We start from the raw sequence: 22,972 nt of genomic DNA on the forward strand, positions 1-22,972 counted from the left end.
GGGCCGTTAACGGCCCACGCGTGACAGGACATCGGCTTTTAGAAAACGCTCGATGACCAACATGAAGCCGACCGATGGGATCAGCAAAATCAACGCGGTGATGGCCGCCACCTGATAGTTGCCACCCATGGAGGCGTTAAACATCAACAGTGGCAGCGTGGTGATTTCCGGTGCGCCGACAAAAAACGTCCCAGTGAACTCATCAATGCTGTCGAGGAATACGAAGATGGACGCGGCAAGCAGGCCAGGTAGCGCCTGGGGCAGGGTGATACCGGCAAACGTACGCAGCGGAGAGGCGCCCAGGTTGCGGGCGGCTTCTTCCAGCGAGCGGTCCACCGTAGAGAATGCGGCGGTCGCGATCCAAACGGCATATACAAGGCCCGGAAGCGAATGCACCAGCACTACGCCAATTAACGTGCCGTTGAGCCCCCACTGATAAAAAATGGCGGCGATATTGACGAAAATCGGCAGATTGGGAAATGCCTGGGGCAATAAAAAAAACAGCATAATCACATTACGCGCGGGTAACGCCTGACGTGCCAAGGCGTAGCCTGCAGGAATGGCCAGCGCCATTGAAAGTATAACGGCGGAAAAGGCAACCAGTACGGTATTGAAAAGCGATGTCCAAGCGCCGGCACGTGGGCGGAACACGCGCTCCCAAAAGGAAAAGCCCCAGCCAGTAGGCAGTCGATTCGGGTAAAACCACTGCTCGGCAAAGGCCCAAAGAGCAAGATTCAACAGCGGCCCGAAAATAATAAAGGCAACCACGCCCAGTAAAAGGCCCAGCCCTATCGGCGAAAGTGCTCGGGTGATACTCATGAGGTCACCTCGCGGCGCAGGGTCAGACGCAAATAGATCCATGCGGTTACCGCCGTTAACGCGTAGGAGAACAGCCCCAGCGCATTGGCGACGCCGTAGTCACCGTAGTACGTGATTCGATGGGCCATCATTGAGGTCATCATGGTGGGGTTACCGGCAATCAGCATCATCGGTACCGAGAGGACCGAAAGCATCGCGACCAGCGACAGAATCAACCCGACCCAGAGGGTGGGCGCTGCCTGAGGCAGGATAATACCGAAAAGGCAGCGCAGGCGGCTCGCGCCCATGTTGCGGGCGGCTTCAATATGGCTGCGGTCAATCGCGGCCATGGCACCGGCCAAGAGAAGCGTCACAAACGGGATCTGTTTCCAGGCAAAGGTCAGCACTAATCCTCGCCAATCCAAAAAGCTCTGCGCGCTCTCGGGCATCATTAGGCCAGTTTCGATCAGTACGCCGTTCATCATGCCGTTGGTCGATAAAAATGAGCGGGCAATCTGACCACTTACCACGAACGGAATAAACAGCGGCCAGCGGTAGAGCCAGCGCAATAAGCGAACGGCCCAGGGCGTGCTGCTCAGCACCAGATAACCTGAAATCGCAATGGAGATAACGGCGATGAGCGCAAGTGCTGCTGATACGACGCCGATAGAAAAAAGCACGTCGCGGCCATAAAGCGAAAAGGCGCGAACGAGGTGGTCGGTAGTCCAGCCGCCATCACTGCTACGAAAAGCTGTCACCAGTGAGCGTAGCAAGGGCAGCGCATAGAGCAGCGTAATCGCGGTTAGCGCGGGCAGCACCAGCAAGATACCCAGGCTTATTCGTGGGAACCGCTTGCCAGGCATTGCCATGAGATAGGTTGAAGAGGGCGAAGTCGTCATAAACGCTTTCCACAGTGAAGGGGGCGCGACGGCCCCCCTGTAGTGATCATCAATGCCTTATCATCAAAGCGTCATCATCGAGCGCTTGATCGTCCAGCGCTTAGCGGCTGACGTGGCTTTCATAGGCTTCGAGAATGGCACGGAAGTAGCCCGCTTGCGGCATGGAGCGGCCACGTTCAGCAAGTGTCTCTGGCGATACGTCAGCATAGAGCTGAGCCCACTGTTCGTCGCTCAGTTCACTGCGAACGTGTTCGGCATCAATACCGGGGAACCAGTTAAACGTGCCGACAATACCTTCAGCCTGTACCTCAGGACTCGTTGCCAAAGCAATGAATTCAGCCGCCAACTCAGCATGCTCTGCGCGCTCAGGAATCGCGTAGTACATCGGCTGGCCGGGCATGCCGGGTTCGAGCAGTAGCAGGCGGAAATCGGGGTTGAGGCGACCATCGGCCATCCAGGTGTAGTACATGTCCATCCACACCGGACCCATGGCGATTTCGCCGCGGTTCATGGCGTCCATGGTGCCCGCATTGCCGGGTGTCAGGGTGACGTGCTGGTTAAAAGTACGCAGCTGATCAAGTGCTGTTGTCCAGCGCTCAGACGCGCCCTCTTCCCAAGGGCCGTTTTGCAGCGTGTCGGCCATATCAGTAAAGGCGTACATCCAGCCGAAGACAAAGCCTACGCCTGCCATGCCGCCGGTGATGCCGTTATAGCCAAACTGGTCGGGGTTCTCCTCAACCCAGTCGGCAAGCGCTGCGTAGCTTTCCGGCGGCTGTTCTAAAAGGGCCGGGTTATAGGCGATGGCAATCTGGCTCTGAAACATCGGCATAACATAGCCTTCGACATCAACGCCCAGCGCATTACGCGCGCTATCCGCGCTGACCAAATCACCGGTTTCAAGCGCGCCGGTATAGGTGCTTAGTAAACCTTCTTCCACCATCTGCCCGGCCATGCGCTGGTGGATGACTGCAACGTCGACGCCCCACGTCTCTTTATCACGCTGAGCGCTTAGGGTTTCGTAAATAGCTTGGCTACCCGCATCGCCGGGGCCGGTGCCCATGGCGCGGACGGTGACATCCGGATGCATGGCTTCAAAGCGAGGAGCGAGAAATTCATTAATGTACTCGACCATGTTGTCGTCGCCTGCCGTAAACACGTTAAGCGTTGTGGCGGCCATGGCGGGCGCAGTGATGGCGCTGGCGATCAGGCTGAGCGTAAGGGCGAAGGGTTTCATGCAATATCCTCTTGTCGATCAAGTGGCGGCAGATGCCGATCGTCCGGCCCAAAAGGGATCAGGGCCGATTGCGGTACCTGAACAACGGCAAAGGTACCCGGAGCAATAGGAGTGGCCGACGTAGCACAAAGCTCAGCCTGTTCGGCACAAAGCGATATTTGATAGCCATCGCCGGTATAAACGCAGTCAGTAACCCGCCCTTTACGCGTCAGCATCGCAGGATGCTGGGGGACATTGATCAAGGCGTCACGCGTACGAAAGCCAAATGTGGTGGCAGCAGAGGCCATCGCGGGGTCCGAGGCTTGCCGAGCAACGGTGTTATCCACACCCAAAAAGCGTGCGGCGGCCACGTCAGCCGGCTGGTGATAAAGCGTTTGGGGTGGCGCTACCTGCACGACATGGCCTCCGCGCATCAGGACGATCTGGTCGGCCATTTGGAGCGCTTCTTCCTGGTCGTGGGTCACCATGATGGTGGTAATGCCCAGCGACTTCTGTAGGCGGCGCAGTTCGCTGCGCAGGCTGCGCCGAATCGCGGCATCCAGGTTGGAAAGTGGCTCATCGAGCAGTAATAAAGGTGGGTCAATAATGAGCGCACGCCCCAGGGCGATACGCTGGCGCTGGCCGCCAGAGAGTTGCGTGACCGCACGGCTTTCAAAACCACCAAGCTCCATGCGCTCCAGCATGGCGGCAACTTTTCGGGCGCGCTCCTCGCGAGGGACGCCGCGCAGTTTCAGCGGGTAGCCAAGGTTTTCCCCCACACTCATATGCGGCCAGAGCGCGTAGGACTGAAACACCATGGCGGTCTGGCGTTTTTCAGGCGGCAGATGAGTGATAGACCGTTTGCCTAAACGTATGTCGCCACGGCTTAGAGGTGTGAAGCCAGCAATGGCGCGCAGCAGCGTCGTTTTTCCGCCGCCGGATGGACCCAGCAGGCAGGTGAAGCTTCCTGGCGCGACATCAAGATGGATGTTTTCCAGAATGCGTTTCTGCCTGAGGTCAATCGTCACGTCATTGAGCGTCAATGCCTCGGTGCTCATTCTCGGGGCTCCATAAAAGGTAGAAGACGGATAACAAGCGTAATTTTTGAACGCGCGTGCAAAACTTTAATAAGGTGATTTTACGAGGCGTTGATGACGCTTTGATGTACATTTTAAAACGCTTAAAAGGCAACCAAGGGGTGCTAGGATGGCGGAATTATCTTGTTGATTGAGCGGTCATCATGTTGAAAAACACCCGAGGCGCTGGCGCATGCCGATACGCGTAACCGCCGATGATGTAGCCCAAGCGGCAGGCGTATCGCGCGCCATGGTCTCACGCGCTTTTACACCCGGAGCGTCGGTGTCGGCAAAAAAGCGCGAACACGTTTTAGCCGTGGCTCAGGCGCTGGGTTATCGGCCCAATCTTATCGCTCGGGGGCTGACGGGGCGTAGCACTGGATTGATCGCGGTGGTGGCCGGAGAGATATCGCGTCCTTATGAGGCTTGGCTACTTGAGCATTTGGTGTTTGAGCTCAGCTCCCGTGGCTATCAGCCGCTACTATTGCCAGCGTTGCGCGGCGGTAACGTCACCGAGGTGATCGACCATGCGCTGGCCTATCAGGTTGAGGGGGCTATTGTGGCGGCAGGCTCGGTGAGTCGCGAGATCGCCGACCGCTGCCGGGCTTCAGGGGCGCCGCTGGTATTGATTGGACGCGTGCTGGAAAGCAGTGGGGCTGATGCCGTGTGTTGCGACAATATAAAAGGTATGCATTTGCTGGTGGACCGGTTGGTCCAGCAAGGGCGCCGACGGATTGCCTGGTTGGGCGGCACTGAGGATACGTTTTCTGACCAGGAGCGCAGGCTGGGCGTCGAGCAGGCGCTGAGCCACCACGGCTTGGCGTTAATGGCCGTGCACCGGGGAGATTTCTCGCTGCAAAGTGGGCTGAATGAAGGGCTGGCGCTGCTGGATGCAGGACAGTCATTGGATGCAATTATCTGCGCCAACGATGCCATGGCGCTGGGCGTTGTCGAAGCCGCTGCACAGCGCGGTATGCGGGTGCCGGATGAGATAGCGGTTACGGGGTTTGACGATGTTCCAGGCGCTGCTTGGGGGCGCTGCCCTTTAACGACGGTGCGTAACCCGGTACAGGAAACGGCTCTTGAAGCACTGCGCCTGCTTGAAGCAAGAGTAAAGACGCCTACGCGCGCCACGCAGGTCGTGAGAGTTGGCGTGACACTTGTTGAGCGTGTCAGTGCTTAGCCGTTAATGCAGTGGTTGACGTATTGTGAGTTTTCTGGCTGTCAGGCTTTCCAATCAGGGCGCATTTGCGTAGAATGCGGCCTCTTCATGCGTGGGTGTTGGCAAAATATGTGTAAGCATTGCCGCCACATCCGGTTGTGAAGGCCTAAAATGGTACAAAGCAGCCACTTATCTTCAAGTGAGCCGCGTATCAAGAAAACAGTATGATGAGTGTTCTGGTGGCGGTTTGCGCTATTTTCCACTCTCGTAACCTCAACCGAAGGATAGTTATCGTATGGTTACCATTCGTTTGGCACGTGGTGGCGCCAAGAAGCGTCCCTTTTATCACCTGACTGTTACTGACTCGCGTAACGCCCGTGACGGCCGTTTCATCGAGCGTATCGGCTTCTTCAACCCGGTTGCCCGTGGTCAGGAAGAGCGTCTGCGCGTTGATCTAGAGCGTGTTACTCACTGGCAGAGCCAAGGCGCCCAGTTGTCTGGTCGTGTTGCTGAGCTGGTTAAAGAAGCGCGTAAACAGGCGTAAGTCTGTTCACGGTAGAGTCTGGACTGCTGTACGTTGAGGTCGTCGATGACGCGTTTTGAAACAAGCCAAACTGACGACACGCATGTGGTGTTAGGCAAGCTGACTAGCCCCCACGGGGTGCAGGGTTGGCTCAAGGTGTATTCTTACACCAGCCCCATGGACAGCATTTTGGATTATCCCGAATGGTGGGTGCGCCAAGGGGAAACCCTGACGCGAATGACCATTGTTCAGGGACGTCGGCAAGGTAAAGGCCTTGTTGTGCAGATTAAAGGCGTGGATGACCGCAATGCCGCTGAAGCACTGGCGCAAGCGGATATTTTACTGCCCAAAGATGCACTGCCTACACTGGCAGCCGATGAGTATTACTGGCATGAGCTTGAAGGCTTGGCTGTCTTCACTCAAGCCGGCGAGCGGTTAGGACGGGTAAGCTACCTGTTTGAAACCGGCGCCAACGATGTCATGGTGGTTCGCGGCGATGACGACGCGATCGACAAACGCGAGCGGCTACTCCCGTTTTTGCCTGATGACGTGATTGTCGAAATCAGCCTTGAAGATGGCCGTATGGTCGTTAACTGGGACCCTGAGTTTTGATCAATGACGAAGCGGCCGATGTGCAAACAGCGGTGCTTGGCAATGATGTGGATACGCCCGCTATGTGGATCGGCGTAGTATCGTTGTTTCCTGAAATGTTCGATGCACTCACCCAACAGGGCGTAGTAGGTCGGGCGATAGAGAAGCAACGTATTAGCCTGGAGTTCTGGAACCCGCGAGATTACGCCACCGACCGCCATCGCAGTGTGGATGACCGCCCTTATGGCGGCGGCCCGGGTATGTTGATGAAAGTCGATACACTCCGTGGCGCTATCCACGATGCCCGTGAGCGGGCACATCAAGCCACCGGCCAGGTGCCTACGGTGATCTATCTTTCGCCCCAGGGGCGTAAGCTTGATCAAAAAGGCGCTCAGGCATTAGCCGCTGCTGGCCCCCTTGTGGTGGTGGCAGGGCGCTATGAAGGGATTGATGAGCGTGTGGTGGAGAGTGACATCGATGAAGAGTGGTCGATTGGCGACTATGTGCTGAGCGGCGGTGAGCTGCCCGCCATGGTGCTGATTGACGCAGCGGCGAGGTTGGTTCCCGGTGTATTGGGGCATCAGGACTCCGCTATCGAAGACTCGTTTAATGACGGTCTTTTGGACTGCCCGCACTATACCCGTCCAGAAAGTATCGACGGGCGCCAGGTGCCGGATGTGCTACTAAGCGGTAATCATGCAGCCATCAAGCGCTGGCGGTTGAAGCAGTCGTTAGGCCGCACATGGCAGCGCCGTCCCGACCTGTTAGAAGGGCGCGCGCTTAATGCTGAGCAACAGCAGTTGCTGAACGAGTTTATCGAGGAACACGCTCTGTCTGCCAAGTAGGTTATTTTCAACGACTTGGTGCAGAGCGGCGGTGCAGGACGGAAAGGGCACGTCGTCTACATATTGACGGCAAGCCTACGGACCTGTGTCACCCATAACGACTCCCGTGTGGCTCGATTCGAGCGCCGGGATCACGGTTTGCCCCTTCCACAACTGCGTGGCAAACCATTCCGTTATTTAGGAGTATGAAGATGAGCAGCAAGAACAAGGTGATCCAGGCGATCGAAAACGAGCAGATGGGCAAAGAGATTCCTTCTTTTGCGCCGGGCGACACCATTATCGTTCAAGTAAAAGTTAAGGAAGGCACCCGCGAGCGTCTGCAGGCGTTTGAAGGTGTTGTTATTGCCAAGCGTAACCGTGGTCTGAACTCCGCTTTCACCGTACGTAAAATTTCTCACGGTGTTGGCGTTGAGCGTACTTTCCAGACCTACAGCCCGCTGGTTGACTCTCTTGAAGTCAAGCGTCGTGGTGACGTGCGTCAAGCCAAGCTGTACTACCTGCGTGAGCGTAGCGGTAAGTCAGCACGTATCAAAGAAAAGCTGTCCTAAGCGACGCTTTCTCGGGCGCGCACTGTTCTTGACGTACGTCTTGGGCACGTGTCGCACCGGATACAAGAACCCCGTCACCGCTTTGCGGGGCGGGGTTTTGTTTATGTGTTCATATACTCAGCAGGAGACGATTAACGTATGAGCGTCATTGATGCTTTCTTGGACGCCCTATGGTTAGAGCAAGGCGCCAGTGATCATACGTTAGCCGCCTATCGGCGCGATTTAACCGCGTGGCAGCACTATCTGGTAGCAGAAGGTGAGGATATATTGTCTCCCACGGGGCAGCGGCTTCCCGTATGGTTGGGTGCCCGCCGAGAGCAAGGCTATCAACTGCGAAGCAACGCCCGGCTGTTATCAAGCCTTAGAAGTTTTTATCGCTGGGCACGCTTACACGGGCATGTGGTTAGCGACCCGCTGGTGGATGTTAAGCTTCCCAGAGTGCAGCCAGGCCTGCCCAATACGCTGGAAGAGGCGGAGGTTGAGCGCCTGCTGATGGCGCCTGATGTTGATACACCGCTGGGCGTGCGCGACCGCACCATGCTGGAGCTGCTGTATGCCTGTGGGCTGCGCGTGTCGGAGCTTGTGTCGTTAACCGGCGATGCGGTGAACCTGCGCCAAAATGTGGTGCGTGTGCGCGGTAAGGGGGATAAAGACCGCTTGGTGCCCATGGGGGAGGAAGCAGCAGATTGGCTTGCGCACTATATGAAAACGGCCAGACCTGCGCTAATGAGCGACCCGACCAGGCCAGCGCTTTTTCCAGGGCGCCATGATAAAGCCATGACGCGACAGACCTTCTGGCACCGTGTAAAAGCGCATGCCATCACGGCTGGTATCTCGCGTCCGTTATCTCCGCATACGCTGCGGCATGCTTTTGCGACACATTTATTGAATCATGGGGCCAATTTACGGGTCGTACAGCTGCTGTTAGGCCACAGCGATTTATCTACGACTCAAATTTATACGCATGTTGCCCAAGCCCGCTTGGAGCATTTACATGCCGAACACCATCCGCGAGGTTGAAGATAGAATGCGTCAACGTACGGTTACTCCTTCTTTACGCACGGCATTACTCACGCTCGCCATCGCCAGCGTTTTGCCGGTCGCCGCTCACGCAGATGCCGTCACGCAACGACTGAGTGAGTCGCTGAGCGTTAATGGTCAGCCGATGCCGGTTGAGCACGTAACGACGACTCCGATGGAAGGCATTTACCACGTGCGCTTGGAAAGCGGCGAGTCGTTTTACACCAACGCCGATGGCAGCCACTTTTTGGTGGGTGATCTTTTCGAAAATGCCGAGACGGGGCTGGTCAATTTAACCGAGCAGTCCAAAAATCAGGAGCGTGTTGCGGCACTGGCAAGCATCCCCGAGTCTGAGCGCGTTGTGTATCGCGGTGTCGATGAGCCAAAAGCCACCGTGGTAGTATTCACCGACCCCACTTGCCCCTACTGTGAGCGTCTTCACGAAGCCGTGCCTGAGCTTAATGAGCGCGGGATTGCGGTACACTATTTAGCATTCCCACGGGCGGGTATGGGCAGCGATGCGGCGACCTCCATGCAGCAAGCGTGGTGTTCGGATAATCGTAGTGAAGCGATGACCCGTGCCCAGCAGCGCCAGCCGTTATCGGGTCCTTCGGATTGCGATAACCCGGTGGCTGAACAGTATGAGCTGGGTATGGCGCTGGGTGTACAGGGCACGCCCGCGATTATTCTGCCCGATGGCCAAATGGTACCAGGCTATGTACCGCCAGAAAGGCTTGCCGTCATGTTAGGCTTGGGCGACGTCTAAGCCTGATCTGGCAGGCGCTTTGAAGCAGGCGCTTTGAAGCAGGCGCTTTGAAGCAGGCGCCTGGCAACAGAAACGTAGCAACAGAAACATAGCAATAGGCACGCCCAACAAGTGCCCACCAATAGAGAGCACCGTTAACGAGCGGTGACGCTGAGACACTGAATTTAAGACCAGGCGCCAAGGGCGCCCACCACGAAAGGGGATGTATTTTGAAACCGGTAAGAGTAGGCATTTGTGGGCTAGGCACGGTTGGCGGCGGCACGTTCAATGTATTGACGCGCAACGCGGATGATATTGCACGCCGTGCAGGCCGCCCTATTGTGATTGAGCAGGTGGCTCATCGCAGTATTCACCCTGACTGCGATATTACCGGTATTAACGCAACCACCGATGTTTTCGAGGTGGCAACTAACCCTAACGTTGATGTGCTGGTCGAGCTGATTGGCGGCTATGACATGGCGCGTGAATTGGTACTCACCGCGATTGCCAATGGCAAACACGTGGTTACTGCCAACAAGGCGTTGATTGCTGTTCACGGTAACGAGATATTCAAAGCCGCCCATGAAAAGGGCGTTATTGTCGCCTTTGAAGCCGCCGTTGCAGGCGGTATTCCGGTTATCAAATCGCTGCGTGAAGGCTTGGGTGCCAACCGCATTGAGTGGGTGGCCGGCATCATTAACGGCACCGGCAACTTTATTCTGACGCACATGCGCGACGAAGGCCGAGCCTTTGAAGACGTGCTTGCCGAAGCGCAGGCACTGGGTTACGCCGAAGCCGACCCCACGTTTGACGTGGAAGGTATCGATGCGGCGCACAAGCTGACCATTCTGGCCTCGATTGCTTACGGCGTACCGCTTCAGTTTGAAAGAGCCTTCACCGAAGGTATTTCACGGATTACCGCTGAAGATGTCGAGCAGGCCGATAACCTGGGCTACGTTATTAAGCACTTGGGTATTTCCAAGCGTACCGACCAGGGGCTTGAGCTACGCGTTCACCCCACGTTGATCCCCAAAGAGCGTTTGCTAGCCAATGTGCATGGCGTCAAAAACGCCATTGCCATCATGGGTGACGCGGTAGGCCCCACGCTTTACTACGGTGCCGGTGCGGGTGCTGAACCAACGGCTTCCGCCGTGGTTGCTGATGTGTTGGATGTAGCTCGTGATATTACAACTGCCCACCACTATCGCGTGCCCTATTTGGCGTTCAGCGGTATTGATGAAGATGTCAGCCAACTGCCGATTATGCCGATGGAAGACATCATTACGGCGTATTATCTGCGCCTGTTGGCGGTGGATCGCCCTGGTGTACTGGCGCGCGTAGCCACCATTCTTTCGGAGCAGGGCATCTCTATTGAGGCACTGATCCAGAAAGAGGCAACCGAAGGCGAGCTGGTGCCGATTATTCTGCTGACGCACCGCACCAAAGAGAAGCAGATGAACGAAGCAATTCGTGAAATCGAAGCGATGGCCGATATCGCCGGACCGGTGACACGCATCCGCGTGGAAAGCCTGAGCGAAGGGGAGTAACCCACTATGCGCTATATCAGTACGCGTGGGCAGGCGCCCGCGCTCTCCTTTGAAGAAGTCGTACTAACCGGTATGGCCAGCGACGGCGGCCTTTACGTGCCGGAAGAGCTGCCCACCCTCTCGAAAGAAGCGCTGGCCGATATGGCCGGGCTCTCTTACGCTGAGATTGCTTTTCGCGTTATGAAGCCGTTTGTGAACGGCGAGATTGACGACGACACTTTCCGCACCATCGTGACCGACGCGTATGCCACCTTCACTCACGATGCGGTGGTGCCGCTCAAGCAGCTCGACGCCAATCACTTCCTGCTTGAGCAGTTCCATGGCCCGACGCTGGCATTTAAAGACGTCGCGCTACAGCTGCTTGGCCGCCTGCTTGATCACTTTTTGAAAAAGCGCGGCGAGCGCGCGGTGATCATGGGCGCCACCTCGGGTGATACCGGGTCGGCGGCGATTGAAGGCTGCCGCCACTGCGACAACCTGGATATCTTTATCCTGCATCCGCACCAGCGGGTGTCCGAAGTGCAGCGCCGCCAGATGACCTCGGTGTTGGCCGATAACGTCTTCAATATTGCTATCGAAGGCAATTTTGACGACGCTCAAGCCATGGTCAAGGCAAGTTTTGCCAATCAGGACTTTCTGAACGGCACGCGCCTGGTGGCGGTCAATTCGATTAACTGGGCGCGCATCATGGCTCAGATCGTTTACTACGTAGCGGCGGGTGTCGCGCTGGGGGCACCGCATCGCGAGGTCAGCTTCTGCGTGCCGTCGGCCAATTTTGGCAACGTGTTTGCGGGCTACATGGCGTACAAAATGGGGCTGCCGGTCAAGCAGTTCATCATTGCCACCAACTCCAACGACATTCTGCACCGCACGTTGGCCGCCAACGACTTTTCCAAGAAGGAACTTGAGGCAACGCTCGCGCCTTCCATGGATATCGTGGTGTCGTCGAACTTCGAGCGTCTTCTGTTTGACGCCTATGAGCGCGATGGTGCGGCCGTGGCGGCACTGCTGGAGCGCTTTCAGCAAGAGCCCACCGCACTTGCCGATGCGCCGCTTGCCAAGCTGCGTGAGAAGTTCTCAAGTTTTAGTGTGGACGATGCGACCATTCTGGACGTCATTCGCGAAGCGCATCATCGTACTGGTGAAATGCTCGACCCGCATACCGCCACGGGCTACCGCGCTGCTGAGCGAGTGCGCGCTGATCACTCAACGCCAATGATAACGCTTGCCACCGCACACCCGGCCAAGTTTGCTGAAGCGGTGGTGAAAGCAGGCTTCCAGGGCGTACCGCTGCCCACGCATATGGATGATTTGCTGGAGCGTGAAGAGCGCTACACGGTATTGCCAGCTGAGCTGAGCGCCGTACAGCAGTTTGTGGCGGATAACCGTCGTTAACACATGATGACTGCTTTGCCAGATGCCAATCCGCCTGTTACACCTCAGCACACCACGCAGCTAATGTTGGAGCCTCGTCCGCTGGACGAGGCTGTCTACGCCCGTGCCCAGGCACAAGGCTTGAGCGAGCTTCAGGCGCGCCTTCTCGCCTCACGGCTGCCCGGCTATCAGGGCGAGCTTGCCCCGCTGGTAACGCCTAGCCTGCGCTATCTGGCTCACCCGGAAAAGCTTGCCGATGGGCGCCGCGCTGCCGAGCGTATTGCTCAGGCGGTTGCGGAGGGTGAATCCATCGGGATTCTGACCGATTACGATGTGGATGGGATTACCTCCCACGTGGTTATTCGCCGCACGCTAGTTGAGCTGTTTGGTGTGCCCGAGCACAAGCTGCATAGCCTGATTGGCCACCGTATTCACGATGGCTACGGGATCAGCTTGCCGTTGGTTGAGCGCACGCTGGCGCTTAAGCCATTCCCGACCCTGGTGATTACCGCCGACTGCGGAAGCAGCGACGAGCCACGTATCGCGCGACTCAAAGCGGCAGGCATTGACGTGGTGGTCAGTGATCACCACGCGTTGCCATTGGAAGGCCCGCCCGTTTCGGCTTACGCCTGCGTAAATCCCACACGTGACGATTGCACTTATCCGGATAAAACCATCGCCGGGTGCATGGTGGCGTGGCTGTTGATGTCGTTGGCACGTGGCGTATTGGTGGAGTGGGGGGCCTTGCCCGAGGCTACGCCCAAACTTTCGCCGTGGCTCTCCTATGTGGCGCTGGGCACCGTGGCGGACTGCGTGTCGCTGGGCGGAAGCCCCGCTAACCGCGCCGTGGTGAGCTATGGATTAACTCTGATCAACCGCATGGACGCCGCCTGCTGGCGCGCCATGGCCGCGCGCTTGGGGGCGGACAGCGTGCCGTTCAACGCCGAAACCCTGGCCTTCCAGATGGGCCCGCGGATCAATGCGCGCTCGCGGCTGGATGACCCTTACGCCGCGCTGCATTTCATGCTGGCCGAGAGCGACGCTGTCGCTAATCGTCAGTTGGAAGTGCTGGATCAGGATAACCAGTCGCGTAAGGCGATTGAGGCTGATATGGCCGAAGAGGCACGGGCGCTGGCCGCCAGTGCGCTGTTAGCCGATGAGCCTGCTGTGGTGGTGTTTCTGGAAGATGGCCACCCCGGCGTTCAAGGCATTGTGGCCTCCCGGCTGGTGCAGTCTTACGGGCGCCCTGCGCTGGTGCTGACGCAGGCGGCGGCACCCAATATGCTCACCGGCTCCGGGCGCTCAATCGATGGCTTGCACCTGCGCGATGCGTTGCAGCGTACTTTTGAGCTGGCCCCAGAGGCGCTGCCACGCTTTGGCGGGCACAGCGGGGCCGCTGGGGTGGGCGTTCCCCGCGAACAGCTGGACGTGTTTAAACAGGCGTTTCTCAAAGCCGTAGCGGAGCTGTTGGAGGGGCGTTCGCTCTATCCCAGGCTATGGACGGACGGCGAGCTTTCTACTGCGCAGCTCTCTCTTGCCACGCTTGAGGAGATCGACGCGCTGGGGCCCTATGGGCGTGAATTTGACGCACCGCTTTTTGAAGGGCGTTTTATCGTCGAAGCGCTGCGCCCAGTGGGTGCCGATGGCGCGCACTTGATGCTTGAGCTCTCCATGGGTGCCATCACCTGTAAAGCAATCTGGTTTCGTGCCTTAACGCCAGGTGAGCTGCCCGCGTTCGCCATCGGCGACACGCTGCACTGCGCTTACAAGCTTAACCGTAACCGCTGGCGGGGGCGGGAGTCGTTGCAGTTGATGGTTGAGCACGCAAGCGCAGTTTAAAACGCTTTCATCAACCCGGTTCATTAACCCTGTTCATCACCCCAGCACACTTCATAAGGGCGTTTAAAAATGCGCGTGGACGATTTACCCAAGGACCCGCACCGCCTCTATGAGGATGTAATGGCGATGCTGCTGGGCACGTTCTTCGTTGCCTTGGGCGTTACCTTTTATACCCAAGCGGTGCTGCTAACTGGCAGCACTGCGGGCTTGGCGCTGCTGCTTAATTACGTGACGCAGTGGGGGTTTGGGCTGTGGTTTTTTGCCATCAACCTGCCGTTTTACTACCTGGCGATCAAGCGTATGGGGTGGAGCTTTACGCTGCGTACCTTTATTGCCATTGGTCTGGTGTCGCTGTTTTCTGAACTAACCCAGCGCTGGGTGCAGTTTGAAAGCGTGCCTTCGCTCTATGCGGCACTCATGGGCGGGGCATTGATGGGCATTGGCATGCTGATGCTGTTTCGCCACCGTACAAGCCTGGGCGGCATCAACATTCTGGCGCTCTACCTGCAGGACCGCCACGGCCTGCGGGCGGGCTATGTGCAGCTAGGCATCGATGGGGTGATTTTGCTAGTAGCGCTTACCCAGCTACCGTTAGACCGCGTTGGCTACTCGGTGCTGGGGGCGCTGACGTTGAACTTGATTATCGCCCTTAACCATAAGCCCGGGCGATATATCGGCGTGAGCTAGCGTGTTTAGCTAAGCCAGAACCACCAAACGACCAGGGCAATGAGCCCCAGGCCTGCCGCGTTAACCAAAAAGCTCATGAGACCTCCTGTTGAGCGGGCTTCCAGAATCGTAGGCGATTGGCGTTACTCACCACGGTGATGGAGGAGAGCGACATGGCGACCCCGGCGATAATCGGTGAAAGCAGCATGCCGGTCACCGGGTAGAGCAAGCCTGCCGCAACCGGGATGCACAGCACGTTATAACCAAAGGCGCCCACCAGGTTCTGCTTGATGTTGGCAAGCGTGGCGCGGCTGATTTCAATCGCTGAGGCCACGCCGTGAAGTGATCCACGCATGAGGGTGATCCCCGCGCTTTCCATGGCAATATCCGTTCCCTGACCAATCGCAAAGCCGACGTTAGCGCGCGCCAGCGCCGGGGCATCGTTAATACCGTCGCCCACCATGCCGACGATTTCGCCTGCCTTTTGTAAGCGCTCAATCTCGGCGTGCTTGTCCTCGGGTGTCAGGCCCGCTTTGAACGTTGTAATGCCCACTTCGCGGGCAATCGCCGCGGCGCTATGCTGGTTATCGCCGGTCAGCATGACCACGTTCAGGCCATCCTGCTGCAAGCGCTTAACGGCCGCGACGGCATCGTGACGTAGTGGGTCGCTAATCCCGAAGAGCGCCGCTAGCTGATTATCCACTGCCAGATATACCAGCGTACGCGCCTTGTGTTGTAGCGTGTTAACCGCTTGCTGGGCAAATGAAAGGTCAACCCCGGCAGCCTCAAGCAGGCGCGCATTGCCCAACAGCAGCGCTTTGCCATCGCGGGTTTCGGCTTTTACGCCACCGCCTGTAACACTTTCAAACCCTTGAATCTCAGCAGGCGCGGCGCCCTGCGCATCCGCGTAAGCGATAAGGGCTGTTGCCAGCGGATGCTCAGAACCGCGCTCTAGGGCATGAACCAGGCCCAGCGCAGTGGTTTGATCCATGCCAAACAGCTGTGCATCGGTGACACTGGGTTTGCCTTCGGTGAGCGTGCCGGTTTTATCCACCACCAGCGTGGTGAGCTTGCTGGCGGTTTGTAGCGCTTCGCCGCTTCTTACCAGCACGCCCTGTTCGGCGGCCTTGCCCACGCCAATCATGGTGGAAATGGGGGTGGCAAGGCCCAGCGCGCAGGGGCAGGCAATAATCAGCACGGTGGTGGCCGCCACTAGCATATGAATCACGCGTGGCTCAGGGCCGACGTTAAACCACGCAAGTGCCGCCAGTACGGCAATAATGATGACGGACGGCACGAAGATGCTCGATACTTTATCCGCCAGTTCACCAATTGGTGGGCGCGAATTCTGGGCGCTGGCGACCTGCTCGGTGATTTGCCCAAGCCGGGTATCGCGGCCCACGCGGGTCGCGCGATACACCAGCCCGCCTTGGCCATTGACCGTGCCTGCGCTGACGTCATCTCCGGATTGCTTGCTGACGGCCAGCGGCTCACCGGTCAACATGGATTCATCAATATGGCTCTGGCCTTCGGTGACTTCGCCATCAACAGGTAAGCGCTCGCCGGGGCGCACGCGGAGTTGGTCGCCTTCACGAACCTCATCCACGTCTATTTCCTGCTCCTGGCCGTCGCGAATGACGCGTGCCGTGCGGCTTTGCAAATCAAGCAGGCGCTTTAGCGCGTTGCTGGTACGCCCACGGGCGCGAAGCTCCATGGCGTTACCCAGCAGGATAAGCCCAATCACCATCGCTGAGGCTTCAAAGTAGATCCCCTGAGCTATTTCAGGCAACCAGGGTGCAAACAGCACCACCGCCATGGAATAGAGCCAAGCGGTGCCCGTACCCATCGCCACCAATGTATCCATATTGGCCTGGTGGCGTTTGAGATTCTTCCACGCATTGACAAAAAAGTGGCGCCCGGGAAAGGCAAGCACGCCCAGGGTCAAGAGGCCAATCACCAGCCAGTAAACCCGGCCCAGGCCCATAACGTGGGGATGATAGATAAACATGCTGAGCATCAGGGGAATGGCCAATGCCAGCGCGATGACACTGCCCCGCAGCCGCTGCCGATAGGTGGTGGCATCCTGCTCGGCGCGAACGCGCTCGGCTTCACGCATATCCACAATCGGCTCCGCCGTGTAGCCCGCTGAGGAGACTGCGTTGATAAGGGCTTGCGCATCGGCACTGCCCACCACTTGGGCGGTGTGGGTCGCGAAGTTAACGCTGGCGGCTTCCACCCCTTGGGTGTTTTTCAGTGCATTCTGAACGCTTTTAACGCAGCTGGCACAGGTCATGCCGCTAATTGCCAAGCGTAGGTTGGTGCCAGTCGTGGCCGGTACCTCAGTTGCCTCTGGCGGGGATTCAGGCACTGTCGGCGAGTCGGGTTCGCTGCTGGCCGGGTAGCCGGCTTTTTCCAGCGCCGTGTTCAGGCGGCTATCGTCCAGACTTGTAGTAACTTCAAGGCGTTTTTCAGCCAGGATGCCCACTACCTCAGCCGCTGGGTCTTCTGCCTGAATCGCCTCGCGCATCCGCTTAACGCAGCCCTGGCAGCTCATGCCACCTACCGTACGGAAAACCGTATGACGTGGAGTGGTTGTGTCGTTCATAAGGCCTCCCTGGAAGAGGGCTCATCGGGAAAGCTTTCAATAAGGCGGCACACGCTATGCCCATCAGGTGTGCCGTCTGGCATGTGCTCCCAGCTTTCCAGCGCCTGCTCCATGCGCTGGGCCAGCGCTTCAAGTTCGGCAATCCGTGTACGGATCTGCGGCAGGCGGCTGGCGAGCAGGTCGCGCACCAGCGGGCAGGGCGAGTCGCCCTGGTCGGCATGCAGGAGAATGTCGCGTATCTCCGCTACGCTAAACCCCAGCTTGCGTGCACGCTGAATAAAGTGCAGCCGCTCAAGGTCGGTGCTTGAGAAAAGCTGATAGCCGTTATCTGGATGGCGGCTCGGGAGAAGTAAGCCTTCGCGGGTGTAGTGGCGCACTGTCTCTGCCGTTACACCGCCCTGTTTGGCAAGCTCGCTGACTTTCATCGCGCACTCCTTACGTTTTTGTCCGCTGTTAGTAAACGGTGGGAATGCACGTAGTGTAAAACCTATGGGTGACACGCAGGTCAAGAAGGACTGTTCAATAATTCTCTAAAAAGGGCTTAAAACGAACAAAACAATGATTTAAAACGGTCGTACGACTAATGTATGAGCGAAAAACAAAATAAAACGCTCGTTTGCCCTTGAACCAAAGGCCACATTGGGCGAAAACTGAAGTGTATGCCTACGCTATAAAAACAGTACCAGCGGATGTCGCCATCCACAGGATCATCGGGACAAGAGGCCAACCATGTATAATAAATTTAATAAGCTCACTCTAGCAGCTGCGGTTTCAGCTGCTGTCTTTGCAAGCCAGGCACACGCTGGCGGTTATCAAATTAACGAGCAAAGCGTTAGCGGCCAAGGCTATGGTCATGCTGGGCGCAGCTCTAACGTACACGATGCCTCTATTGTGTACGGTAACCCGGCAGGTATGTCGTTCCTTGATCGTGCGCAGATCACGGTGGGGGGCACCTATCTTCATGTCAATACTGACGTCAATAATGCTACCTCTGGGCGTTCTTTGGAAACGCCTGCGGGCTCACTGCCTTTGGGATCAGTAGAAGGAACCAATGAAGGTGACATGGTGCCCGGTACGCTGGTTCCTTTTGCTTTTTATGCACAACCGGTCAATGAGCAGTTAGCGTTTGGTTTCGGCGTATATGCACCGTTTGGTTCAAAAACAGAGTATGAAGGTGGTTTCGAGGGGCGTAACCAGGGGAATTATACGGAGGTGAAGGTAATGACTGCCCAGCCAACCGTCTCCTACCGCTTTAACGAGCAGTGGGGCGTCGGGTTGGGGATTACCTATAACCGCGTTGATGGCGAACTGCACCGACAGGTGCCCGTTGCGGTTGGGCAGGCAGCTAATGGGGCTCCGATCGTTACTGAGGTGGATTCACGTGTTGAAGGCGATGATGATGCATGGGGATATAACCTGGGGGTGATTTACCAACCGGTGCCTGAAACCACGTTTGGTTTAACGTATCGCTCAAAAGTTGACTTCAATTTGGACGGTAGCTTTTCCGCAAGCTCCCCTGTGCTTGATCAGTTAGGTATTGGAACCGTAACGGATACGGCTGCACTGGACTTGACTACGCCTGAGACGGTTAACTTCTCGATAACCCAGCAAATGAGCGACAACCTCAAACTCATGTTTGGGGCTTCCTGGGCTCGCTGGAGTCGCTTTGATCAAATCCTTGTTACCGGCACTGAGCGTGAAGAGATCACTAACGAACAGCAAAATTATTCCAATGCCTGGGCATTCTCCACCGGCGGCGAGTACCAGTTGACACCTGAACTGGCGTTGCGAGCAGGGGTAGCGCTGGACTTTACACCAACGCAGGATACGACACGCAGTGTGCGTATTCCTTCTGATGACCGGCGTATCTTCTCGCTGGGTGCTGGCTGGAGCCCTACACCGGACCTAACGCTTGATTTCGCTTACTCTTATCTAACCGAGCGCTCAACCCAAGTGGATCAAACAAAGACGGATAGCTTCACTGTGGCTGGACAGCAGACACCTCCCATTACATCTACCTACTCCGCCGGCTATAAAAACGAAGCCCACGGTTTCGGTGCTCAGCTAACCTATCGTTTTTAAGCCGATGTTTTAGGCGTCTTGGTGAAATACGTTTCTCACGCGTTAAATCGGTAGCTCTACTCCTGAACCCGACACTCGCCGGGTTCAGGCATTCGTCGTCATGGCGAGTGGATGCGAGAAACGCCAGGTTTCGTTACAATGGGTTTTCAGAATTTCGCCGCTGTGGTGCTGGCTTGGAATCATCAAGCCAAGATGCCACAGCGGCGCGTCTTTCTTTTGAACCATGTCATATTGACCAAGGCCAGGGCGATCCATGTTGGAAACCAACCCGATACATAACCAGATCAAGGACCTGTCTGAGCGGACAGACGTTCTTAGGGGGTATCTTTGACTATGCCGAGCGTAAAGATCGGCTAGAAGAAGTCTCTCGCGAGCTCGAAGACCCGAATGTCTGGAACGACCCGGACTACGCACAAAAGCTGGGTAAAGAGCGCTCTTCCCTGGAAGCCATTGTGGCAACCATCGACGAACTGGACCAAGGCCTTGGCGACAGCCGCGACCTTCTGGAACTCGCCGAGATGGAAGAGGATGAGGACACGGTTGAAGAAGTGCGCCAAGAGCTTGATGGCCTTCAGGTCGCGCTTGAAAAGCTCGAATTTCGTCGCATGTTCTCCGGCGAAATGGATGAAAATAACGCCTACCTGGATATTCAATCCGGTTCGGGCGGTACGGAAGCGCAGGACTGGGCCAATATTCTGCTGCGCATGTATCTGCGCTGGGCAGAAAGTCACGGGTTCAAGGCTGAAATAACCGAAATTTCCGCAGGCGAAGTCGCAGGTATCAAGTCGGCCTCGCTGCATGTTCAGGGCGACTATGCGTTCGGTTGGCTGCGTACTGAAACCGGTGTTCACCGGCTGGTGCGTAAAAGCCCGTTCGACTCCGGCGGCCGTCGTCATACGTCGTTTGCGTCGGTATTCATGTCCCCGGAAGTTGATGACAGTTTCGAGGTTGATATTAACCCTTCGGACCTGCGCGTTGATACGTATCGCTCCAGCGGTGCGGGCGGTCAGCACGTTAATACCACCGACTCAGCGGTGCGGATTACCCACGAACCTACCGGTATTGTGGTGGCTTGCCAGAACCAGCGTAGCCAGCATGCCAACCGTGACTTCGCCATGAAGCAGTTAAAGGCGAGGCTCTGGGAGCATGAAATGCAAAAGCGTAATGCCGCCAAGCAGGAAGCGGAAGACTCCAAGGCCGATATCGGCTGGGGCAGCCAGATTCGCTCTTACGTGCTTGATGACCAGCGTATCAAGGATTTGCGCACCGGCGTGCAGTCCAGCAACTGTGACAAGGTACTCGACGGCGACCTGGACCAGTTTATCGTCGCCAGTCTCAAGCAGGGTTTGTAATCTTTTTAGCGTTCGAACATGAATAGGGTGCCCCATGGCTAACCAAGACGCGTCTTCTCCTGAAAACGAAAATCATCTTATTGCCGAACGTCGCGCCAAGCTCACCGCGCGTCGTGAACTGGCCGCAGAGCAAGGGAAGAGTGCTTTCCCGAATGACTTTCGCCGCGATAGCCTGACCGTTGAGCTGCAGGAACGGCTGGGCGAGAAGGAAAAAGCCGAGCTGGAAACGCTTGACCATCACGCATCCGTGGCGGGGCGGATCATGCGCCAGCGCGGTCCGTTTATCGTGATTCAGGACGTGGCGGGGCAGATCCAGCTTTACGTGGATAAAAAAGGCCTGCCGGCGGATGTGCTTGATGACATCAAGAGCTGGGATATTGGTGATATCGTGGCAGCGCGCGGCCCGGTGCATAAATCCGGCAAGGGCGACCTGTACGTGATGATGGTCGATGCCCAGCTTCTGACCAAGAGCTTGCGCCCGCTGCCGGATAAATTCCACGGCCTGACGGACCAGGAGGCGCGCTATCGCCAGCGCTATGTGGATCTGATCATGAACCCGCAGTCGCGCAAAGCGTTTGAAACGCGGGCGGCGGTGATCAGCTCCATGCGCCGTTTCTTTGAAACGCGTGGCTTTATGGAAGTGGAAACGCCGATGCTTCAGGCGATTCCTGGCGGTGCGACGGCGCGTCCGTTTGTGACTCACCACAACGCGCTGGATATGGATATGTATCTGCGCATCGCGCCTGAGCTTTATCTTAAGCGCTTGGTGGTGGGTGGTTTCGAGAAAGTCTTCGAAATCAACCGCAACTTCCGTAATGAAGGTCTTTCGACGCGGCACAATCCTGAATTCACCATGGTCGAATTCTACTGGGCGTATGCCGACTATAACGACCTGATGGATATGACCGAAGCGATGCTGCGCACTGCAGCCGAAGAAGTGCTGGGCACCACCACGCTTGAGTACCAAGGGGCAAGCTACGACTTTGGCCAGCCGTTCAAGCGTTTGACGCTTAAACAGTCGATTCTGGATCACGGTAACGGCATTAGCGATGCTGATTTGGATAGCCTTGAAGCGGCGCGCGTGACCGCTCAGGCGCTGGGCATCAAGGTCAAAGACAGCTGGGGCCTGGGGAAAGTCCAAACGGAAATTTTCGAAGAAGTGGCCGAGCATAAGCTCGACCAGCCGACGTTTATTACCGAATACCCGGCTGAAGTCAGCCCGCTGGCGCGCCGCAACGATGCTAATCCGTTTGTCACTGACCGCTTCGAGTTCTTTGTGGGCGGGCGTGAAATTGCCAACGGCTTCTCGGAGCTAAACGATGCCGAGGACCAGGCCGAGCGCTTCCGCGCACAAGCCGCCGAGAAAGATGCAGGCGACCTGGAAGCGATGTACTACGATGCTGACTACGTGCGTGCACTGGAGTACGGCATGCCGCCTACCGCCGGTGAGGGTATCGGGATTGATCGTTTGGTCATGCTGTTTACCGACAGTGCGTCCATACGTGATGTATTGCTGTTCCCAGCAATGCGCCCTGAGGCTGAGTAGCACGCTGGATGGAATGAGGTAGACTAAAAGTTGGTAAGGGCGCGATTTAGCGCCCATAATGGTCAACGTTTCGACGGCGAGGAGAATCCCATGAAACTGCTAAACCGCTCCGCTCTGAGCGTCAGGCCGACCCAGCCCTTTGTGGACTGGATCAATGCGCTGGAACCCACCATGGGAGACGACGACCTGACACTGGACGACGTCGAACGTGAAAGTACCATTTACCTGATTCCTGAAATGGATACCCCGGAAGCGCTCGAAACCTTCGTGCACGACCGCTATGTAGAAATCCTCGAAACCGAGTTGCGCGCTTGGGAAGAGGATGAGCGCCAATGGCCAGAGCCGCTTGATTGGGCGCTGTTCAAGTCATTTCTTAGCGTTGAGCACAGTTATCTCGCCATCGATCTGGATGATGAGACAGCGCTTGAAATTTCTGACGTTGATGATGCGTTACTGCTCGACAGCGACCAGGATTAACGTTCGGCACTAGTTAGGCGCTATCTCATCATGACGTAACTCATGACGCACTTCTGCTCTTGGG

At 57.0% G+C, this 22,972-nt stretch carries 22 protein-coding genes; 15 read left to right on the plus strand and 7 right to left on the minus strand.

What is annotated here, in order from left to right; all coding sequences use genetic code 11:
- Positions 1–6 precede the first annotated feature (6 nt).
- The 4 genes from ACT3T6_RS02070 to ACT3T6_RS02085 all read right to left on the minus strand — a co-directional run bounded on the left by ACT3T6_RS02070 (position 7) and on the right by ACT3T6_RS02085 (position 3,968).
- Positions 7–819: an ABC transporter permease gene (locus tag ACT3T6_RS02070; protein WP_193055178.1), complete on the minus strand. Its 813-nt coding sequence runs from the start codon at positions 817–819 to the stop codon at positions 7–9.
- On the minus strand, positions 816–1,697 hold the full coding sequence (locus ACT3T6_RS02075) for an ABC transporter permease (RefSeq protein ID WP_226912030.1): 882 nt from the start codon (positions 1,695–1,697) through the stop codon (positions 816–818). The genes ACT3T6_RS02070 and ACT3T6_RS02075 overlap by 4 nt, the downstream gene beginning before the upstream one ends.
- 100 nt (positions 1,698–1,797) lie before the next feature.
- Positions 1,798–2,931, minus strand: coding sequence for an extracellular solute-binding protein (locus ACT3T6_RS02080; protein ID WP_193055179.1), 1,134 nt, complete (start codon positions 2,929–2,931; stop codon positions 1,798–1,800).
- A complete protein-coding gene (locus ACT3T6_RS02085; protein WP_193055180.1) occupies positions 2,928–3,968 on the minus strand; it encodes an ABC transporter ATP-binding protein in 1,041 nt (346 codons plus the stop codon). The genes ACT3T6_RS02080 and ACT3T6_RS02085 overlap by 4 nt, the downstream gene beginning before the upstream one ends.
- 211 nt (positions 3,969–4,179) lie before the next feature.
- Between ACT3T6_RS02085 and ACT3T6_RS02090 the strand changes: the two genes are divergently transcribed.
- The 11 genes from ACT3T6_RS02090 to ACT3T6_RS02140 all read left to right on the plus strand — a co-directional run bounded on the left by ACT3T6_RS02090 (position 4,180) and on the right by ACT3T6_RS02140 (position 14,867).
- The gene (locus ACT3T6_RS02090; RefSeq protein ID WP_193055181.1) at positions 4,180–5,169 is read left to right on the plus strand and encodes a LacI family DNA-binding transcriptional regulator; all 990 of its coding nucleotides are present in this window, start codon (positions 4,180–4,182) and stop codon (positions 5,167–5,169) included.
- A gap of 274 nt (positions 5,170–5,443) precedes the next feature.
- Positions 5,444–5,692 (plus strand): 30S ribosomal protein S16, encoded by a 249-nt coding sequence (gene rpsP / locus ACT3T6_RS02095; RefSeq protein ID WP_009724081.1) that lies wholly within the window; start codon positions 5,444–5,446, stop codon positions 5,690–5,692.
- Between the two features lie 45 nt (positions 5,693–5,737).
- Positions 5,738–6,283 (plus strand): ribosome maturation factor RimM, encoded by a 546-nt coding sequence (gene rimM / locus ACT3T6_RS02100; RefSeq protein ID WP_172118535.1) that lies wholly within the window; start codon positions 5,738–5,740, stop codon positions 6,281–6,283.
- A 62-nt stretch (positions 6,284–6,345) separates the two neighbouring features.
- Positions 6,346–7,107: a tRNA (guanosine(37)-N1)-methyltransferase TrmD gene (trmD, locus tag ACT3T6_RS02105; RefSeq protein ID WP_193055417.1), complete on the plus strand. Its 762-nt coding sequence runs from the start codon at positions 6,346–6,348 to the stop codon at positions 7,105–7,107.
- A 191-nt stretch (positions 7,108–7,298) separates the two neighbouring features.
- Positions 7,299–7,655, plus strand: coding sequence for a 50S ribosomal protein L19 (rplS, locus tag ACT3T6_RS02110; protein WP_087110090.1), 357 nt, complete (start codon positions 7,299–7,301; stop codon positions 7,653–7,655).
- A 138-nt stretch (positions 7,656–7,793) separates the two neighbouring features.
- Positions 7,794–8,675 carry a site-specific tyrosine recombinase XerD gene (xerD, locus tag ACT3T6_RS02115; RefSeq protein WP_193055182.1) on the plus strand — a complete coding sequence of 294 codons (882 nt, stop codon included), beginning with the start codon at positions 7,794–7,796 and terminating at the stop codon, positions 8,673–8,675.
- Positions 8,650–9,441, plus strand: a complete 792-nt coding sequence (locus tag ACT3T6_RS02120; RefSeq protein WP_172118533.1) for a DsbC family protein — start codon at positions 8,650–8,652, stop codon at positions 9,439–9,441. The genes xerD and ACT3T6_RS02120 overlap by 26 nt, the downstream gene beginning before the upstream one ends.
- A gap of 209 nt (positions 9,442–9,650) precedes the next feature.
- A complete protein-coding gene (locus ACT3T6_RS02125) occupies positions 9,651–10,967 on the plus strand; it encodes a homoserine dehydrogenase (protein WP_172118532.1) in 1,317 nt (438 codons plus the stop codon).
- 6 nt (positions 10,968–10,973) lie between these two features.
- Entirely contained in the window at positions 10,974–12,362 is a 1,389-nt protein-coding gene (gene thrC, locus ACT3T6_RS02130) for a threonine synthase (RefSeq protein ID WP_193055183.1), read from the plus strand.
- 63 nt (positions 12,363–12,425) lie between these two features.
- Positions 12,426–14,180, plus strand: a complete 1,755-nt coding sequence (locus ACT3T6_RS02135) for a single-stranded-DNA-specific exonuclease RecJ (RefSeq protein WP_193055418.1) — start codon at positions 12,426–12,428, stop codon at positions 14,178–14,180.
- 69 nt (positions 14,181–14,249) lie between these two features.
- Positions 14,250–14,867: a YitT family protein gene (locus tag ACT3T6_RS02140; protein ID WP_193055184.1), complete on the plus strand. Its 618-nt coding sequence runs from the start codon at positions 14,250–14,252 to the stop codon at positions 14,865–14,867.
- A 73-nt stretch (positions 14,868–14,940) separates the two neighbouring features.
- On the opposite strand, the gene ACT3T6_RS02145 is transcribed toward ACT3T6_RS02140, so the two are convergent.
- Together ACT3T6_RS02145 and ACT3T6_RS02150 are read right to left on the minus strand one after the other, a co-directional pair.
- Positions 14,941–17,451, minus strand: coding sequence for a heavy metal translocating P-type ATPase (locus tag ACT3T6_RS02145; RefSeq protein WP_226912031.1), 2,511 nt, complete (start codon positions 17,449–17,451; stop codon positions 14,941–14,943).
- Positions 17,448–17,876, minus strand: coding sequence for a MerR family transcriptional regulator (locus tag ACT3T6_RS02150; protein WP_193055185.1), 429 nt, complete (start codon positions 17,874–17,876; stop codon positions 17,448–17,450). The genes ACT3T6_RS02145 and ACT3T6_RS02150 overlap by 4 nt, the downstream gene beginning before the upstream one ends.
- A gap of 304 nt (positions 17,877–18,180) precedes the next feature.
- On the opposite strand from ACT3T6_RS02150, the gene ACT3T6_RS02155 reads away from it, so the two are divergent.
- Positions 18,181–19,533, plus strand: coding sequence for an OmpP1/FadL family transporter (locus ACT3T6_RS02155; RefSeq protein ID WP_193055186.1), 1,353 nt, complete (start codon positions 18,181–18,183; stop codon positions 19,531–19,533).
- 84 nt (positions 19,534–19,617) lie between these two features.
- On the opposite strand, the gene ACT3T6_RS02160 is transcribed toward ACT3T6_RS02155, so the two are convergent.
- Entirely contained in the window at positions 19,618–19,788 is a 171-nt protein-coding gene (locus ACT3T6_RS02160; RefSeq protein ID WP_193055187.1) for a hypothetical protein, read from the minus strand.
- On the opposite strand from ACT3T6_RS02160, the gene prfB reads away from it, so the two are divergent.
- The 3 genes from prfB to ACT3T6_RS02175 all read left to right on the plus strand — a co-directional run bounded on the left by prfB (position 19,787) and on the right by ACT3T6_RS02175 (position 22,908).
- Positions 19,787–20,885 (plus strand): peptide chain release factor 2 gene (prfB, locus tag ACT3T6_RS02165; protein ID WP_172118525.1). Its coding sequence is split into 2 segments (ribosomal slippage): positions 19,787–19,861 and positions 19,863–20,885, totalling 1,098 coding nucleotides; the frame shifts between segments, so codons are not numbered across the junction. The genes ACT3T6_RS02160 and prfB overlap by 2 nt on opposite strands.
- A gap of 34 nt (positions 20,886–20,919) precedes the next feature.
- Entirely contained in the window at positions 20,920–22,431 is a 1,512-nt protein-coding gene (lysS, locus tag ACT3T6_RS02170; protein ID WP_193055188.1) for a lysine--tRNA ligase, read from the plus strand.
- 90 nt (positions 22,432–22,521) lie between these two features.
- Positions 22,522–22,908 (plus strand): hypothetical protein, encoded by a 387-nt coding sequence (locus ACT3T6_RS02175; protein ID WP_172118523.1) that lies wholly within the window; start codon positions 22,522–22,524, stop codon positions 22,906–22,908.
- Positions 22,909–22,972 lie beyond the last annotated feature (64 nt).

Origin of the sequence: Halomonas sp. 72 (assembly GCF_052379785.1) — a bacterium.
Taxonomy (GTDB): Bacteria; Pseudomonadota; Gammaproteobacteria; order Pseudomonadales; family Halomonadaceae; genus Vreelandella; species Vreelandella citrativorans.

Excerpts from the sequence above, each read along its gene's own strand:
- rplS (WP_087110090.1), top strand. The coding sequence starts at position 7,299 with ATGAGCAGCAAGAACAAGGTGATCCAGGCGATCGAAAACGAGCAGATG.
- ACT3T6_RS02075 (WP_226912030.1), bottom strand. The coding sequence starts at position 1,697 with ATGACGACTTCGCCCTCTTCAACCTATCTCATGGCAATGCCTGGCAAG.
- ACT3T6_RS02160 (WP_193055187.1), bottom strand. The coding sequence starts at position 19,788 with ATGGATCGCCCTGGCCTTGGTCAATATGACATGGTTCAAAAGAAAGAC.
- ACT3T6_RS02085 (WP_193055180.1), bottom strand. The coding sequence starts at position 3,968 with ATGAGCACCGAGGCATTGACGCTCAATGACGTGACGATTGACCTCAGG.
- ACT3T6_RS02070 (WP_193055178.1), bottom strand. The coding sequence starts at position 819 with ATGAGTATCACCCGAGCACTTTCGCCGATAGGGCTGGGCCTTTTACTG.
- ACT3T6_RS02150 (WP_193055185.1), bottom strand. The coding sequence starts at position 17,876 with ATGAAAGTCAGCGAGCTTGCCAAACAGGGCGGTGTAACGGCAGAGACA.
- ACT3T6_RS02090 (WP_193055181.1), top strand. The coding sequence starts at position 4,180 with ATGCCGATACGCGTAACCGCCGATGATGTAGCCCAAGCGGCAGGCGTA.
- rpsP (WP_009724081.1), top strand. The coding sequence starts at position 5,444 with ATGGTTACCATTCGTTTGGCACGTGGTGGCGCCAAGAAGCGTCCCTTT.
- ACT3T6_RS02080 (WP_193055179.1), bottom strand. The coding sequence starts at position 2,931 with ATGAAACCCTTCGCCCTTACGCTCAGCCTGATCGCCAGCGCCATCACT.
- ACT3T6_RS02145 (WP_226912031.1), bottom strand. The coding sequence starts at position 17,451 with ATGAACGACACAACCACTCCACGTCATACGGTTTTCCGTACGGTAGGT.
- thrC (WP_193055183.1), top strand. The coding sequence starts at position 10,974 with ATGCGCTATATCAGTACGCGTGGGCAGGCGCCCGCGCTCTCCTTTGAA.
- ACT3T6_RS02120 (WP_172118533.1), top strand. The coding sequence starts at position 8,650 with ATGCCGAACACCATCCGCGAGGTTGAAGATAGAATGCGTCAACGTACG.
- rimM (WP_172118535.1), top strand. The coding sequence starts at position 5,738 with ATGACGCGTTTTGAAACAAGCCAAACTGACGACACGCATGTGGTGTTA.
- xerD (WP_193055182.1), top strand. The coding sequence starts at position 7,794 with ATGAGCGTCATTGATGCTTTCTTGGACGCCCTATGGTTAGAGCAAGGC.
- lysS (WP_193055188.1), top strand. The coding sequence starts at position 20,920 with ATGGCTAACCAAGACGCGTCTTCTCCTGAAAACGAAAATCATCTTATT.
- ACT3T6_RS02155 (WP_193055186.1), top strand. The coding sequence starts at position 18,181 with ATGTATAATAAATTTAATAAGCTCACTCTAGCAGCTGCGGTTTCAGCT.
- ACT3T6_RS02135 (WP_193055418.1), top strand. The coding sequence starts at position 12,426 with ATGTTGGAGCCTCGTCCGCTGGACGAGGCTGTCTACGCCCGTGCCCAG.
- trmD (WP_193055417.1), top strand. The coding sequence starts at position 6,346 with ATGTGGATCGGCGTAGTATCGTTGTTTCCTGAAATGTTCGATGCACTC.
- ACT3T6_RS02175 (WP_172118523.1), top strand. The coding sequence starts at position 22,522 with ATGAAACTGCTAAACCGCTCCGCTCTGAGCGTCAGGCCGACCCAGCCC.
- ACT3T6_RS02140 (WP_193055184.1), top strand. The coding sequence starts at position 14,250 with ATGCGCGTGGACGATTTACCCAAGGACCCGCACCGCCTCTATGAGGAT.